The organism is Phnomibacter sp., from assembly GCF_036803085.1.
Classification (GTDB): domain Bacteria; phylum Bacteroidota; class Bacteroidia; order Chitinophagales; family Chitinophagaceae; genus Phnomibacter.
In genome coordinates this window covers 432625-446454 of the sequence record NZ_DAIRUZ010000001.1, presented here as the reverse complement: position 1 = coordinate 446454, position 13830 = coordinate 432625, and the positions used below count along the sequence as shown (strand labels likewise).

Sequence of the window (13830 nt, the reverse complement as noted above, 5' to 3'; positions counted from 1 at the left end):
AAGCATGGCTGAAGTGTCTTTACCCATCGGCCTGCTTTTGCAAATGATTGTGCCACTGCTCACCATTGTGGGCGTATGGGTAGCAATCACCAACAGGGTTACCCGGTTGGAAGAACGCACACAGCTATGGCAAAAAGCAGTTGACCGGGAAAACGAAGAAATCAGGTTGCTATTGGTAAAGCATTCTGAAATGCTACAGGAAATTTTATTAAAGCTCGAAAACAAGCAAAACAGACAATGAGGCAAAGCCGGTTTTATAAGCATTGGAAAACCACCGTTGCAGGCGTGTTGATAGTTGGCGTTGGCCTCCTTCGTTACAAAGGTTATATAGATGCCGCTACCGCAGAAATAGCAACCATGCTGATAGGCGGCACCGGGCTTGTATTGGCAGCAGACAGCAAAAACAAACACCATGATTGAAGGGCGCAAAAACATATTGGCCTGGTTTGAAAGTACCGGTTTTGCATACTGGTTTATCTATCCTGGCAAAGCCACCGATGGCGGCAACTGGACAGCCAAAAGCAGCGAAAGCGAAACAGCTACACCCGGCACCGCATTGCATGAGTTGGAAAGAACCCTGCAATTGCTCAGCGGTGGTGCATTTACATTGGTAAGCTGTAGTGTACCCAAAGCGGTACCCAAAGGCATGTACAAAGTAGAAATCCGATTGTCGGCATTAGAAGGCCAGCAGCAGCCTATGCAGGCCGTTGCACCTACTATATCAGGTGTGCCCGAAGACCAGGTGGAAAAACGCATACAGCAGGCCGTTGATGCTGCCATGACACGGGTAAAGATGGAACAGCTCGAAAGGGAAAACAAAGAGCTGAAGGCCGAATTATCCGAACACGAAAAAACAAACCCGTGGAACCGTATAGGCAACATCATTGCAGACATTGCGCCGGCTGTATTGCCCAGCATTGTAGGCAGCAATGCCGCACCTGTAGCCAAGGTGGCGGGGCTGCACGCTGTAGAACCACAGGCAGGGGCTACACCTGCACCGGCAGCAGAACCAGCCACGGCAGAAACGCTTACCGCCGATCAGCAAAAATTAGAAAACGTGATTGCCATTTTTTCAAGCATTGACCCTGAAGGTTGGTTGGATAAATTAGAAACCATTGCAAAGAAGGTGCAGCAAAAACCTTCTTTGCTCAACATGATAAACCTACTTTGATATGGCACGTATAGGTGAACTGCTTTCTGCTGCTGATATTCAAGAAATTCAACGATTGGGCATAGAACAAACGTACTATGCTGCACCAACCGTGTACCTACTGCCAAACAAAAATATAGCAGCGTACAACTATTACAGAACCTACGAAGATGCTAACCGAAGGCTGAAACAATTGCAAAACAATTCAGCTGGCATAGGCCCCTCTCCTGCTGGCAGTGTAAGATTTACCCGCAATAGTAACACCGGCCAAACATTTGGCATCAATGCAGAATTTTTTGCAGAAACAATTTTCGGCAAAATACAGTTGCCATACGCATACATGCGTGTAGCGATAAGTAAGTTTACATACTTCATTGCCGCATTTTCATTGGCTGACGGCACAGGCAGGTTTTATGCAGTAATTAGCCCGGCTTACTTTGGGCTTTCTGCTACCAGCTTCAAAACTGGCGATACAGCCAAAGCACAAGCCCTTACAGCATTTTACAACGAAGTGCAATTGCTAAAAGTAAAGTACAACGGGCTTACTTCTTACCTAAACAATTTGGCGAAGCGAAATTTAGGGCAAACAGAGCAACAAATATTCAATGAGGGCATTTTGTTGCTTACCAGCATGCGGGCCGATATTGACAGTATAAAAGGGCTCAATAATACTTTTTCAAAAACACCGCCGGGCATTGGTGCATTACCCGTAGTAGCATGGTGGATTATTGCGGGTATTGGAGCATTAACGGTTACTGGTATTACCGTTGCGTTTGTGGCAAACGAAGCGCAAAAAACAAAGCGCATCAATGATGGGTACAACATGCAAAAATGGGTATCTGATCAAAATTTAAAAATTTCTATTGCTGAGCAAAAAGGGCTGATAAGTAAAGAAAGTGCAGCACAGTTGAAAAACGATAATAGCAAAATAATAACCGCAGTAAATGAGGCTAATACTTCCAGCAGTGAAAGTATGATTGATAAAATAAAGCCATTGGCGTATTTATTCATTGGCGTAATTCTGATAAAAGAATTGAATAAATGAGTGCAACCTACAAGGCAAGTGCCAACATATAAGCCACCATGGAAGGCGGGTATTGCAACGGCATACAATGCGGTACAGCCGCCAGTGGCGAAACCTATCGGGGGATCGACCGCAAGCAAGCCGGTAAAAACTGGAAAGGTTGGGCATTAATTGATGCCTGGAAAAAGAAAAAAGGCAATGTGCCATACAACTATTTTTTTTCTGTAAAAGATGGGAAAGTAGGGCCAGAAATAAACGCTTTGGCAGATGAGTTTTGGGCTGGCTGGTGGAACCAGTACGGCATAGGTAAGCTACAAAACCAACACCTGGCAGCTATGTTTTACGGTTGGAGTGCGCAGGGGCAAAACAGGGCCATGGCAGACATCAACGCCATTGCAAAACAATTTGGGGCAAAGCAATTCAGCAGCACAACCATTACCGATAATGTGGCTGCTGCCATCAATGCCAACTTAGCCAGTGCATACAGTTTGTTGCGCAATCGGCTATTGAAGTTTTACAAAGACAGGGGCCTGACTTCTATTAGTAAAAACCGGGTAGAAGTATTCCCGGTAAGCATCAGCAATAAAAAAACCGTTACACTCCAAAAAGCATTAGGGCCGTTGGGTTGGGTGGCCGCTGCTTTTGGTTTATCAAATCTGTAATGCAAACACTCATTTTAATAGCCGCAATTATTATGGTAGCCTCTACAATCAGCGAAGCAAAAACAGTATTGCAACAAAGCAGCTTTGCGTGGCCGCTTAAAATTGCCATCAAAATTACCAGCGGTTTTACCGCTATGCGTGGCGACCGGCCACATGCCGCCATTGATCTGGCAGCACCAGAAAATACGCCGGTATATGCTATGGCTAACGGTGTGGTTACAGCTGTGTGGAATGATACTGTAAACGGCGGAGGCCTAAGTATGACCATCAAGCATGCCAACGGTTTTACCACTGGCTTTGCTCACCTGAATAAAAACAATTTTTTGCAGCCCGGCTCCACCGTTCAGCGTGGACAATTGATTGCACTCAGCGGCAATACCGGCCACAGCACCGGGCCCCATTTGCACATAAAAATGCGCAACGAAAAAGGCCAGGCAGTAAACCCCTTAAACTATTTGCCACCACTATGAGAAAAGCATACAATACCATCAAGGCATACAACAGTGCAGGTTATTTAGAAACCGAAGGCGCAAATGCCATACTGCTGAAAAACGAAGGCGATGTAACGGTAAGGGTGAACACACTGCTAACCATTGCACCCGGCGAAAGCATGAGCATTGCCCAGGTAAGCGCAGATGTAGCAGACCATACACAGTACAGCATCGAATTTGATAACAGCCACCCGCTTACTACAGGCAGCAATAATTTATTGGCTGTAGTGTGCATCGGCATTTACCGCTAAGCATGGCACTCATTCAATTTAATAAAAATATTACCATACAAGGCGGTGGCGGTGAAGCTGCATCTTCCACAACCATTTACGTAGGTTGGGTAAAGCACCTTAATGCAGTAACGGTAGCGCAATTGCAGCCGGTAAAAGTTATAACCGGTGCACAGCAGTACCAGGCACTGGCAGCTGCCGTGGCCAACCTTGCAGGCAACGAAAGTGAATTGCTGAATTTGGTAATTGTAGAACCAACCACAGAGCCGGTAAAAAATTCGGCATTGTTGTACCGCATTTCGGGTAGTTCATTCATTCGCAGCCAAATTGAGTTTGGCGGTTTGTTTACCATGCAGGTAGTGGGCGGCAATCGCATTTACCGCAGCCAGGCTATTGAAGCATATCTGGCAGACGGCAACCAGATTGGCCCCGTGGTATTGAGCACCAACCATGCGCTGCCGGTTACGTTTACCGAAGTTGACCCCATAGGCAATGTGTATGCGTATCGGGTGCGTATTGGTGAACCACCATGCGGAGCCGAAGAAATAACCGTGTACAGCGATAGTGTGGAGTTTGCCACGGGCATTACATTGTTTTCCGATCCATTTTTAGAAACACCGGCCATGCCACCGGGCACATCTGCTGTAGCACCATTCCCCACCGAGGGCATCAATGCCGGGCTGATTAATACCCACGGCGAAATATTCATTTTAAACGGCAATGAAGTTGGCCTAACCACCAGTGGATTTTGCGCATAAAAAATTACTCCAATGAGTTTTCAGCAACAATATTTACCACGCTATCAGTGGGCAAATCCATACCTGTTTTTCCCAATACCCGATACGGTTATTACTGTAGATGGTACCATGTTGCCCATAGTGGCACGCCACCGTGCTTATGCAGATGAGGCAGAAGTATTTGCCACAGTACCCGCAATAGCCCGTGTGGAAGGTGCTTTGGTAGCCATATCAGACGGTGGAGATGGGTATAATTTTTACTACTGGTTTATCAACCGCACGTTTGCGCCGTTTGGCTGTACATGGGAGCTGAAGCCGTTGGTACCAGTTTCTGATACTTATGAGCTGGCTTTTAGATTAGGCGATACAGGGCCCGGTTGGAATGGTGCATCGTTCACTTTGCCGCCGCTGGAGACAATAGAAAAAATTGTTGTTCATGACGGTAATACTGGAATAGCTGGATTGGGTACCTCCAATGTTTCGAACGACATTTTAGACACCTCAATTTTAGAGGGTCAAAATTTTTTCATCAACGTTGGGCATACCAACCTTACAGGTGTTGACCAAACGATATATATCAATGCAGAAATCTATTTACAAGGCCCAATTGTTATAGTGACTATTCGTAAAAATCCAATTCTTAAATACCCCAACCTGTAAACCATGAAGCGTTTTCTTTTTTTTGTGGCAGCCTGCTTTTGCAGCTTGCTTTCTGTAGCACAATCAACAAGCATTATTGCCAATACAGTTGATGCACGTAAAGCCATTTATGTACCACGCCTCACCACACTGCCAACGGCCAGGCCGGGCTTGTTGGTGTACAAAACAACCGGAGCCGATAGCGGCCTGTATATTGGCCGCACCACCGGCAGCACCTGGAACAAAGTTTTTCCCGGTAGTGGCGGTACCAGCTACACAATTGGCAATGGCTTGAAACAAGTAGGCAGCACATTGCAATGGGCAGATACTTTGCTGAACAACACTACAGTTAATTTGATAGGTAGCACACAATTAAAATTTACCTACAGTAGCCCAAGCAATAACACACCATACTACTATTTAAGCCCGTTTAGTGCCGAAATGAAAGGAATAGACCGGTATAATAACACCATCATTTTAGGAGCAGGCGGCAACTCATACAATAATGGCATAAGCTTACAGAGTGCATTTTATGGTGGCAGTGCGGGTACAGAAGGTTCCACTGGTAGTAGCATTCGATTACGTGGCGATACAATTAGGGCACAAGATGGTTTTTTAAGTACACAATACAAACCAATTGCAGCATCATTAACCAAGTACGATTTTTGGGGATATGATAAGGTAAGTGGCGCATTTGTACGAATACCATCAACCCTACTTCCCACGGGTTCCACCATCGATACAACCAGCCTTAGTGTTCGCATCAATCAAAAGCTGCAAGAAGTAACGGCAGGCACGGGCATTACCACTATGCCATACGGGGGCAGTTACAATGGCGTAATAGTCAATGCAGATACGGCAGGTATTATAGCGAGTAAAGCCAATGTAGCCAACCAGATTGCAGCTGCTACTCTTAGCACCATACCTGGCGTTATAGATGTACAGGATGTGCAAAATGGTGGCCTTCGTTGCACAAATTGCAGCACTCAAACTTTTACGGATAGTAGCTACCTCACCAAAAGAAAAGCCGATGAATTATATGCTGGTGCATCTATAAGCAGCCGTAGCAGTAGTGTGGAGGAATTTTACGATTTCTATTCTGCACCCACTATTACACAGGGGGGTAGTAATGGTTTATCTGTCAACGCAACCGGCTCTGGTACCAGTGCAAGCACAGTTACCAGCCCGGCAGCAAACAGGCCCGGCATTTTATCGTTAAGTACTGGTACCACAGCTACCGGCCGTACTACTTTGTATAATGCCAGCGGCATGAACATGCTTGTCATTGGCGGTGGTTACTTTACCACCGGTATCGATGTACGACATCCAACATTGTATGCAGCTGGTGAAGATTATTTCACGGTGTTTGGATTGATGAGTAGCACAGGTAAAGATCAGACCAACGGCATTTATGTGCTGTATGATGCAGGCGGTACAACTACAGGTAGTGCAGCCAGTGCGAACTATCAATTTGTAACTGCGAACGCTGGTACCAGACTGTTTACCACAACAAGCGTACCAGTTACCAGCGGTACAGCTTCAGACTTTCAACGGTTACGCATAGAGGTTACACCTGCAGGTGATACTGCCAGGTTATACATCGGCGGCACTTTGGCCGCTACGCATACCGGCGCAAGTTTACCAGCCGGTGCCAACCTTTCACTAACAGCCAGCATTACGAAATACGGCGTTGGCACTACTGCAAGAACCATGCAGATAGATTGGATTGATTGGCGTTATCTGTTTACTACACCCCGATAAATAACTACAGCAATGTATTACCGTTACAATTATAATTCCAAAGGGCCCAAACTTGTTTGGCTCCTTTTTTTATTGATACTACTCATGGTAGTGGCCACCATACAAACATTTGCAGCCAACATTGTTTTGTATGGCGGCAATACAGCAGGGCAGGCCATACAGCTATACAATTTAAATTTTGGGCAGGTTGTTTCTCCCGGCGATTCTGTACGGTTGAAAGGACATTACCAGCTTATCAATTTGCAGGGTTTTTCCGGAACACAAGCAGCACCCGTGGTGTTTGTGGTAGACAGCGGCATGCGGGTTGGTAGCAATACCAGCAACGCATACGGTATACGCATTTCCGCACCCTGGTGGGAGTTTATCGGTACCGATACAATTACAACAGTGGTATGGAATGAAACCCGTGTAATGACTAACAATTTCAATGTAGATGCCAGCAAGTATTTTAAGGTGAAAAATGTAAAGCTGTTAAGTGCTGCAGCATCGTTTTTTGGCAATCCAACCACCGGCGGGCCTATGGGTTGGTGGGTGTTGGAAAATTTCAGTATTGGCAACACCGCTACTGTTAATGTTGATGGTGAAACCAGCGAGGCCATTTACAGAGGCCCAACCAGCGAAGGCGATACAACCAATGTATTTTGGGATAGTGCCATCATTCGAAATGGAGTATTATACAACCTTGCTGGGGACGGCATACAAGTTGCACTGCACCGAAATGTGTTGATCGACAATGTGAAAATCTACAACTACGGGCAGCGCAATTTTGCGGTACAACGTGCAGGTATTGTTGTAGGTGGTAGCAGCTCTGGTATTGTTCGCAATGTGATTATAGATGGCGGCACCGGGCCTTACCTGCAATGCTACGGGTATGGCAATTTACTGATTCAAAATTGCACCTTCACCAATGGCGCCATGACTGTGAATGTAGATGAAACCGGCGGGCCAGATGGAATGTATTTGCAAAAGAACGGAAATGCTGCTTTTCCATTGAATGTTTACATCGAAAATACTGTTGTGGGGCAAGCTCTGCGCAATGCCATCAGAGAAACAAATGCCACGGCTGTTTATTTATGCAACAATACGTTGGCCAGTGCAGGGCCGTTACTAAATGGAGATGTATTCAGCACATACACCAGCTGCACTACAGTACCGCCGCCTATCAATGCGCCCTCCTTCCGGCTAAAAAATCAACAGCGGAAAATCAATACCCAAACCAAACGCATTACACAATGAAACAGTTTTTTTTTGCCATCACTATACTGCTGCTGCTTTCTTCCTGCGAAGTATTCAAGCAATCCACGCAGACACATAGCGACAGTACCGCCACCAAAAAAGAAAATAGCGGCAGTACCGCCCGTACCAGCAGCAACGCCGATTCTGCTTTTGAGTTTTTTAAGCGTACCTGGTACCAGCCAACAAAACCAGAAGCCGGGCAAAACGGTAGAGATGGCAAAGACGGCAAAGATGGCCAGGTTATTACCTATCCTGTTTACTACCCGGTGTACACTGAAGAATACGGCAAAGGCCAAACCAGCAAACAAACAGAAAGTGCCGACAGTATATGGAAAATGCGCTACGATAGTTTGAGCCAACATCAGAGCTCCAGCAGCACCCAAAAAGAAAAAGAGTTTGTTACCTGGCAGCATTTGGTGATCGGTATTGTTGCGCTGGCAATATTCGCAGTTGTTTTTTGGCAACTGCTCCGCCTCATCAGGAAATTTCGGATTGTAAAAGTGTAGCTATATTTGGGTATTCAATCTACAGTTATGGCAAAAGTTGCAGGCATTACTACCACTAAAAACGCCAAAGGCGAAATCGCTACCATTACCATCAACATGAAAAAGCACGGCGCAGCACTTACCCCAGTGCTAAAGGAAATGGGGTTACTCGAAAAAACGCAGTTTGATAAAGAATGGGAGGAAGGCATTTCAGTGGAAGAATTTAGATCACAACTTTTAGCCCATATAGAATCAGAATGGAAAAGGTCGCACTAACACCAAAAGTTTTATCGCAGGTTACCAAGCTCAGCAAACTGTTATTGCAAAAGGGTTATTTCAGTTATTTAGAAAATGCACAGACATACGCAAATAATTTAGTAGATTTCATCTACAGCATTCCCACCCAAAAACACTACATAACCAAACAACCGCGGTTTGGTCGTTATTATTGCCGTTACAAAGCCAATAAGCATACAACCTACTATATTGCATTCGATACTGATGGCACCCGGTACCTGATAAAAAATATCACCACAAACCATACAGCTGATTACGCACGGTATATAAAAGGAATTTAACTACATTTGAGCTGCAACCGAAACGCAAGGCTTGCAGGGATGCAGCCCCAGGGATAGGGAGCCAACTCAAAGCAGAAAGCCGGTAAACAACTTACCGGCTTTTTTGTGCCCCTTGCTGCTTTAGATTGCTCATGCCTTTATCCCCCCGCTTGCGGGGTTATTCATCCCACTTCGATAATTCCGTAAACTTTGTTGACTGCATTAAATGCGCATAGCCCTGTGTAGTTTTTATGTTGGCATGGCCCAGCAGTTTTTGCACTACTTCAAGCCGAATGCCTTTGTTTATGGCAATCGTTGCAAACGTGTGCCGGGCAATATGTGCCGTAATATTGGTGGTAAGGCCAGCTGCTTTACCTATATCTTTCAATGCCCGGTTAAAGTACTGGTTGCTGTACTTCAACCCCTGAATTTCCGGCCACAACTTCAATGCCTGTGGCAGCATTGGCAGCAATTCTTGCTTACTGGTTTTTGCTTGCCTGTAGTGTAATGCTTTGCCATTTTCAGTATCAATCAGGTTTTCAGGTTGCAACGCCATGGCATCGCCAAACCGGAGGCCTGTAAAGCAGCAAAATAAAAACACCTTTCCAATATTTTGCAATTCAGCAGGCAAAGCGGGTAAAGCGTTTTTTATAGCAGCAAGATCATTCACGCTTAAAAACTCAATTTTTGTTTGCCACGCTCCCAGCCTGATTTTTGCCACCGGATTAACAGCAATCATGCTTCTATCCATTGACCACGACAATACCGCCCTATAGCGTTTAAAATGTGAAAGGATTGTATTGTAGGCAGTACCCTGCCGAACTAAATTTTGCTGTAATTGCACAAAATGCTTTTCGGTCAATTCCTGTATAAGTTCTGGCAGTTTTTCTCTTTTATGCAGGCTCAGTGTAGTTCTGTATTGCTTAGCTCTCCCTTCTTTTACATTGGCAAAAGCCATGTACTCATGCACAACAGCAGCAAACGTATTTTTCGGCATATTGCAAACAGCAGGTTTAAGCAAATCACGGATAGTTGTAAAGTTTACCGGCAAGCCAGACAGTTTGTGTATTAGTACCTTTTGGTGAATGCTGGCAATAGTTGACAGTAGTAAATCATTGATAGCCGAACTGTTTGGGTGGCTGCTCTTTACAATGTAACGGCTACTGCTCCAGTGTTTTGTTTCCAGGTACTCAAACAGGCTTATGTAAATGTGTTTTCTTTCGACGGTAACACGTATGTACAGTGTGCCACCGGTTGAAGTAGCGTTGCGCTTTCTCAGGTATGGTATAAACGAAATACGCATGTTAAAGCATTGGTGTGTAACAAATGCAGTAACATGCGCAATTTTTAGGCGTAATCAGGACTATTACACCCCTTTTCGTAGCCCGTACGGGAATCGAACCCGTCATTCCTCCGTGAAAGGGAGGCGTCTTAACCGCTTGACCAACGAGCCATTTTCGATTGGGAGTGCAAAAATAGGGGGCTCATCTATTCAACCAAAAAAAATTTCTGTTTCGCTGATAATTATCATCTTTTAACAGCTTTCTGAAATGCCATCAATAGGTTACCTTCGCGACGCATTAAAAAACACAATCACAAACAAAATACTATGAGCACAGTAAAAGTAGCCATCAATGGTTTTGGCAGAATTGGTCGCCTGGTTTTTCGCCAGATTTACAATATGGAAGGCATCGAAGTAGTTGCTATCAACGACTTGACCAGCCCCAAGACGTTGGCCCACCTCTTAAAGTACGACAGCGCCCAAGGCCGTTTTGAACAGGCTGTTACAGCAGGTGAAGACAACATCACCGTGAATGGCGACCTGATTAAAATCTACGCACAAAAAAATCCTGCTGATATTCCCTGGGGCAGCCACGATGTAGATGTGGTACTCGAGTGTACCGGCTTCTTTACCGACAAAGCCAAGGCTGAAGCTCACCTTACAGCAGGTGCTAAGCGTGTGGTTATTTCTGCACCAGCCACCGGCGATCTCAAGACCATCGTGTTCAATGTAAACCACGATGCACTCGACGGTAGCGAAACCATCATCAGCTGCGCCAGCTGTACTACCAACTGCCTGGCTCCTATGGCCAAGGTGTTAGAAGATCAATTCGGCATTGTAAATGGTTTAATGACCACCGTACACGCTTATACCAACGACCAGAATACACAGGATGCACCCCACGCTAAAGGCGATCTTCGCCGTGCCCGTGCCGCTGCACAAAACATTGTGCCCAACAGCACTGGTGCTGCCAAAGCCATTGGCCTGGTACTGCCCAGCCTCAAAGGCAAACTCGATGGTAGCGCCCAGCGTGTACCTACGCTTACAGGTTCGCTTACCGAACTGACTGTTTTGTTGGGTAAAAAAACTACCGTTGAAGAAATCAATGCTGCCATGAAGGGTGCTGCTAACGAAAGCTTTGGTTATACCGAAGACGAAATTGTAAGCAGCGATATCGTTGGTATCAGCTATGGTAGCTTGTTCGACGGCACACAAACCCGTGTACAAACCGTAGGCGATACACAACTGGTTCGTACTGTAAGCTGGTACGACAACGAAATGAGCTATGTAAGCCAACTGGTTCGCACCGTTCGTTATTTCGCCCAACTCATCAGCAAGTAATCACGGCTTTTTATTTATGTCATTTCATTTTTTGAAATACAAAGGCTACCGCAGCAGCGGTGGCCTTTTTGTTTGCGCCGCAATACTGCTCAGCAGTTGTCAGCTTATTTTCCCCTTTAAAAAGAAACCAAAGCTTGCCCAGCTCTGGATGATTGAAAGCGGAAGTTTTAAACTGGCAAGAAATTGCACCATGCTGCAACTCAACAGCGACAGCACCTATACCCTGCTCAGCCTTACTGGTGCTGATAGTGGCCAATGGATACAGCAAAACCAACAAGTGCACTTGCAATACAGAGCGGGCAACATTCATGCAACCAACATTTACTTCCGGATTAAGCCTATTAAAAACAACCAACTGGAATTTTGGGAATATGATGATGATAGCTATGCTGATAAAAGGACTACCGGCATGCTAAAAGCCTCACCTATGGGCAAACATAAAACTGCCAACCCGGTGGCATTTGCCATGAACCAATGGCGCATTCCTCCGGACAGCGCAGAAACACCTGCTGCCATAAAAAAACGCACCCTGCAATACCTGCAATTTGTGGAGGCTTGCTACCAGTTTGCCATCGACAATAAATTGGAAATACTACCAACCGATTGGTTTCCCCAACCCATTCAAATGTATTTCAGCAATGGTGTACGCATGGCATACGCCAATGAACTGGATGATTGGAACAGCTGTTTTTTTAGCATCGAACAAGCCACGCAAGGCTACATGTACATCAGCTCGGCACTACGAAAAATAAAGCTGAAAACAACCGACAATAAATTTGACCGTAACCTTGATTGCTTACAGCAATTGATAGCGGAAATAACAGCCATGGAAGAGCTGCCTCCTACTGAAGAAAGTAACCATAAAGAACCGGATAACTAATATTTGTCAGTCTTCATAGTGAGGCAACATGTTTATCTTGCGGATGCTGTAAACAACCCTTGCAGCCACAAGCATCACACCTGCATCAGCAGGCCAATCATTATTCAATAACTAAAATTTTTTTGACCTATGTCAGCATTTTCACAACACAATTTTGCCGGGCAAAAAGCCCTCATCCGTGTGGACTTCAACGTACCACTGGACAAGCAAACACAAGCCATTACCGACGATACCCGTATGCGGGCAGCGTTACCTACTATTCAAAAGATTTTAGCCGATGGCGGCAGCGTTATTCTCATGAGCCACCTCGGCAGGCCAAAAGAAGGTCCCGAAGCCAAATACTCGCTGAAACATTTGATTGCCCACCTGAGCGAACTGCTTGGCGGCAACACCAAAGTGTTCTTTGCCGATGATTGTATTGGCGAACAAGCATACCTCACCGCATCTATGCTGCAACCCGGCGAAGTGCTGCTCCTCGAAAACCTGCGTTTTTACAAAGAAGAAGAAAAAGGCAACCCAGAGTTTGCAGCAAAACTGAGCAAGCTCGGCGATGTGTATGTAAACGATGCCTTCGGTACAGCTCACCGTGCACATGCCAGCACTGCTATAATTGCCGACTATTTTGAAGCCGGTAAAAAAATGTTTGGCCTGCTGATGGAAGGCGAAGTAATTGCTGCAGAAAAAGTTTTGCATCAAAGCGAAAAACCTTTCACAGCCATTATTGGCGGTGCCAAAGTGAGTGATAAAATTCTCATCATCGAAAACCTGCTCGAACGTGCTACCGACATAATAATTGGTGGTGGCATGGCCTACACTTTTATGAAGGCCCGTGGGGGAAACATTGGCAGCAGCTTGTGCGAAGATGACCGCATTACTACTGCTACCGAATTGCTGGCTAAGGCCACTGCAAAAGGTGTAAGCATTCACCTGCCAGAAGACAGTGTAATTGCCGACAAATTTGCTGCTGATGCCAACACCAAAGTTACCCCCAGCGATGCCATACCTGATGGCTGGATGGGCCTCGACATTGGCCCCAAAGCAGCTGGTGTATTTGCAGAAGTCATTCGCAAATCGAAAACCATTTTGTGGAATGGCCCCATGGGTGTGTTTGAAATGGAAAAGTTTCAGGCAGGTACCAAAGCCATTGCGGATGCTGTTGCAGAAAGCACCGTTAACGGCGCCTTTAGCCTGGTAGGCGGTGGCGATAGTGTAGCTGCGGTGAATGAATTTGGCTACACCGATAAAGTGAGCTACATCAGCACCGGTGGTGGCGCTATGCTCGAATATTTCGAAGGAAAAGTATTGCCCGGCATTGCGGCAATTAAATAAGTAAATCTTCAGATTACAAAAGCGGT

Annotated in this window: 17 protein-coding genes and 1 tRNA gene; 16 read left to right on the top strand and 2 right to left on the bottom strand. The window is 45.7% G+C overall.

The features are described 5' to 3' along the window. Positions 1-4 precede the first annotated feature (4 nt). From V7Q13_RS01890 to V7Q13_RS01830, 13 genes are read left to right on the top strand one after another with little or no spacing between them, the layout of a single operon-like run. The gene (locus V7Q13_RS01890) at positions 5-241 is read left to right on the top strand and encodes a hypothetical protein (RefSeq protein WP_333798986.1); all 237 of its coding nucleotides are present in this window, start codon (positions 5-7) and stop codon (positions 239-241) included. Further along, a complete protein-coding gene (locus tag V7Q13_RS01885; RefSeq protein WP_333798985.1) occupies positions 238-420 on the top strand; it encodes a hypothetical protein in 183 nt (60 codons plus the stop codon). Before V7Q13_RS01890 ends, V7Q13_RS01885 begins: the two co-directional genes overlap by 4 nt. Next, positions 413-1171 (top strand): hypothetical protein, encoded by a 759-nt coding sequence (locus V7Q13_RS01880; RefSeq protein WP_333798984.1) that lies wholly within the window; start codon positions 413-415, stop codon positions 1169-1171. Before V7Q13_RS01885 ends, V7Q13_RS01880 begins: the two co-directional genes overlap by 8 nt. Position 1172: 1 nt before the next feature. Then, positions 1173-2195, top strand: coding sequence for a hypothetical protein (locus V7Q13_RS01875; RefSeq protein WP_333798983.1), 1023 nt, complete (start codon positions 1173-1175; stop codon positions 2193-2195). Positions 2196-2233: 38 nt separating this feature from the next. Next, entirely contained in the window at positions 2234-2836 is a 603-nt protein-coding gene (locus V7Q13_RS01870; RefSeq protein ID WP_333798982.1) for a hypothetical protein, read from the top strand. Continuing rightward, positions 2836-3306, top strand: coding sequence for a M23 family metallopeptidase (locus V7Q13_RS01865; protein ID WP_333798981.1), 471 nt, complete (start codon positions 2836-2838; stop codon positions 3304-3306). The genes V7Q13_RS01870 and V7Q13_RS01865 overlap by 1 nt, the downstream gene beginning before the upstream one ends. Then, on the top strand, positions 3303-3578 hold the full coding sequence (locus V7Q13_RS01860) for a hypothetical protein (protein ID WP_333798980.1): 276 nt from the start codon (positions 3303-3305) through the stop codon (positions 3576-3578). Before V7Q13_RS01865 ends, V7Q13_RS01860 begins: the two co-directional genes overlap by 4 nt. Positions 3579-3580: 2 nt before the next feature. Then, entirely contained in the window at positions 3581-4315 is a 735-nt protein-coding gene (locus V7Q13_RS01855) for a hypothetical protein (RefSeq protein WP_333798979.1), read from the top strand. Positions 4316-4327: 12 nt separating this feature from the next. Continuing rightward, on the top strand, positions 4328-4954 hold the full coding sequence (locus V7Q13_RS01850; RefSeq protein ID WP_333798978.1) for a hypothetical protein: 627 nt from the start codon (positions 4328-4330) through the stop codon (positions 4952-4954). Between the two features lie 3 nt (positions 4955-4957). After that, entirely contained in the window at positions 4958-6694 is a 1737-nt protein-coding gene (locus tag V7Q13_RS01845; RefSeq protein ID WP_333798977.1) for a hypothetical protein, read from the top strand. Positions 6695-6706: 12 nt separating this feature from the next. Beyond that, positions 6707-7930 carry a right-handed parallel beta-helix repeat-containing protein gene (locus tag V7Q13_RS01840; protein WP_333798976.1) on the top strand — a complete coding sequence of 408 codons (1224 nt, stop codon included), beginning with the start codon at positions 6707-6709 and terminating at the stop codon, positions 7928-7930. Further along, a complete protein-coding gene (locus V7Q13_RS01835; protein WP_333798975.1) occupies positions 7927-8436 on the top strand; it encodes a lipoprotein in 510 nt (169 codons plus the stop codon). Before V7Q13_RS01840 ends, V7Q13_RS01835 begins: the two co-directional genes overlap by 4 nt. A 27-nt stretch (positions 8437-8463) precedes the next feature. Continuing rightward, the gene (locus tag V7Q13_RS01830; RefSeq protein ID WP_333798974.1) at positions 8464-8691 is read left to right on the top strand and encodes a hypothetical protein; all 228 of its coding nucleotides are present in this window, start codon (positions 8464-8466) and stop codon (positions 8689-8691) included. A gap of 459 nt (positions 8692-9150) precedes the next feature. Here V7Q13_RS01830 and V7Q13_RS01825 read toward each other — a convergent pair whose 3' ends face one another. Both V7Q13_RS01825 and V7Q13_RS01820 read right to left on the bottom strand, forming a co-directional pair. Next, positions 9151-10275: a site-specific integrase gene (locus V7Q13_RS01825; protein WP_333798973.1), complete on the bottom strand. Its 1125-nt coding sequence runs from the start codon at positions 10273-10275 to the stop codon at positions 9151-9153. A 78-nt stretch (positions 10276-10353) separates the two neighbouring features. Then, a tRNA-Glu gene (locus V7Q13_RS01820) sits at positions 10354-10425 on the bottom strand. 156 nt (positions 10426-10581) lie between these two features. On the opposite strand from V7Q13_RS01820, the gene gap reads away from it, so the two are divergent. From gap to V7Q13_RS01805, 3 genes are all read left to right on the top strand, one after another. Continuing rightward, a complete protein-coding gene (gene gap, locus V7Q13_RS01815; protein ID WP_333798972.1) occupies positions 10582-11595 on the top strand; it encodes a type I glyceraldehyde-3-phosphate dehydrogenase in 1014 nt (337 codons plus the stop codon). A gap of 16 nt (positions 11596-11611) precedes the next feature. Then, entirely contained in the window at positions 11612-12475 is an 864-nt protein-coding gene (locus tag V7Q13_RS01810; protein ID WP_333798971.1) for a hypothetical protein, read from the top strand. A gap of 129 nt (positions 12476-12604) precedes the next feature. Then, a complete protein-coding gene (locus V7Q13_RS01805; RefSeq protein WP_333798970.1) occupies positions 12605-13804 on the top strand; it encodes a phosphoglycerate kinase in 1200 nt (399 codons plus the stop codon). The last annotated feature ends 26 nt before the right edge of the window (positions 13805-13830 follow it).

Bases quoted from the DNA above. Each gene is read 5' to 3' on its own strand.
- V7Q13_RS01890 (WP_333798986.1), top strand. From the start codon at position 5: ATGGCTGAAGTGTCTTTACCCATCGGCCTGCTTTTGCAAATGATTGTG.
- V7Q13_RS01885 (WP_333798985.1), top strand. From the start codon at position 238: ATGAGGCAAAGCCGGTTTTATAAGCATTGGAAAACCACCGTTGCAGGC.
- V7Q13_RS01880 (WP_333798984.1), top strand. From the start codon at position 413: ATGATTGAAGGGCGCAAAAACATATTGGCCTGGTTTGAAAGTACCGGT.
- V7Q13_RS01875 (WP_333798983.1), top strand. From the start codon at position 1,173: ATGGCACGTATAGGTGAACTGCTTTCTGCTGCTGATATTCAAGAAATT.
- V7Q13_RS01870 (WP_333798982.1), top strand. From the start codon at position 2,234: ATGGAAGGCGGGTATTGCAACGGCATACAATGCGGTACAGCCGCCAGT.
- V7Q13_RS01865 (WP_333798981.1), top strand. From the start codon at position 2,836: ATGCAAACACTCATTTTAATAGCCGCAATTATTATGGTAGCCTCTACA.
- V7Q13_RS01860 (WP_333798980.1), top strand. From the start codon at position 3,303: ATGAGAAAAGCATACAATACCATCAAGGCATACAACAGTGCAGGTTAT.
- V7Q13_RS01855 (WP_333798979.1), top strand. From the start codon at position 3,581: ATGGCACTCATTCAATTTAATAAAAATATTACCATACAAGGCGGTGGC.
- V7Q13_RS01850 (WP_333798978.1), top strand. From the start codon at position 4,328: ATGAGTTTTCAGCAACAATATTTACCACGCTATCAGTGGGCAAATCCA.
- V7Q13_RS01845 (WP_333798977.1), top strand. From the start codon at position 4,958: ATGAAGCGTTTTCTTTTTTTTGTGGCAGCCTGCTTTTGCAGCTTGCTT.
- V7Q13_RS01840 (WP_333798976.1), top strand. From the start codon at position 6,707: ATGTATTACCGTTACAATTATAATTCCAAAGGGCCCAAACTTGTTTGG.
- V7Q13_RS01835 (WP_333798975.1), top strand. From the start codon at position 7,927: ATGAAACAGTTTTTTTTTGCCATCACTATACTGCTGCTGCTTTCTTCC.
- V7Q13_RS01830 (WP_333798974.1), top strand. From the start codon at position 8,464: ATGGCAAAAGTTGCAGGCATTACTACCACTAAAAACGCCAAAGGCGAA.
- V7Q13_RS01825 (WP_333798973.1), bottom strand. From the start codon at position 10,275: ATGCGTATTTCGTTTATACCATACCTGAGAAAGCGCAACGCTACTTCA.
- gap (WP_333798972.1), top strand. From the start codon at position 10,582: ATGAGCACAGTAAAAGTAGCCATCAATGGTTTTGGCAGAATTGGTCGC.
- V7Q13_RS01810 (WP_333798971.1), top strand. From the start codon at position 11,612: ATGTCATTTCATTTTTTGAAATACAAAGGCTACCGCAGCAGCGGTGGC.
- V7Q13_RS01805 (WP_333798970.1), top strand. From the start codon at position 12,605: ATGTCAGCATTTTCACAACACAATTTTGCCGGGCAAAAAGCCCTCATC.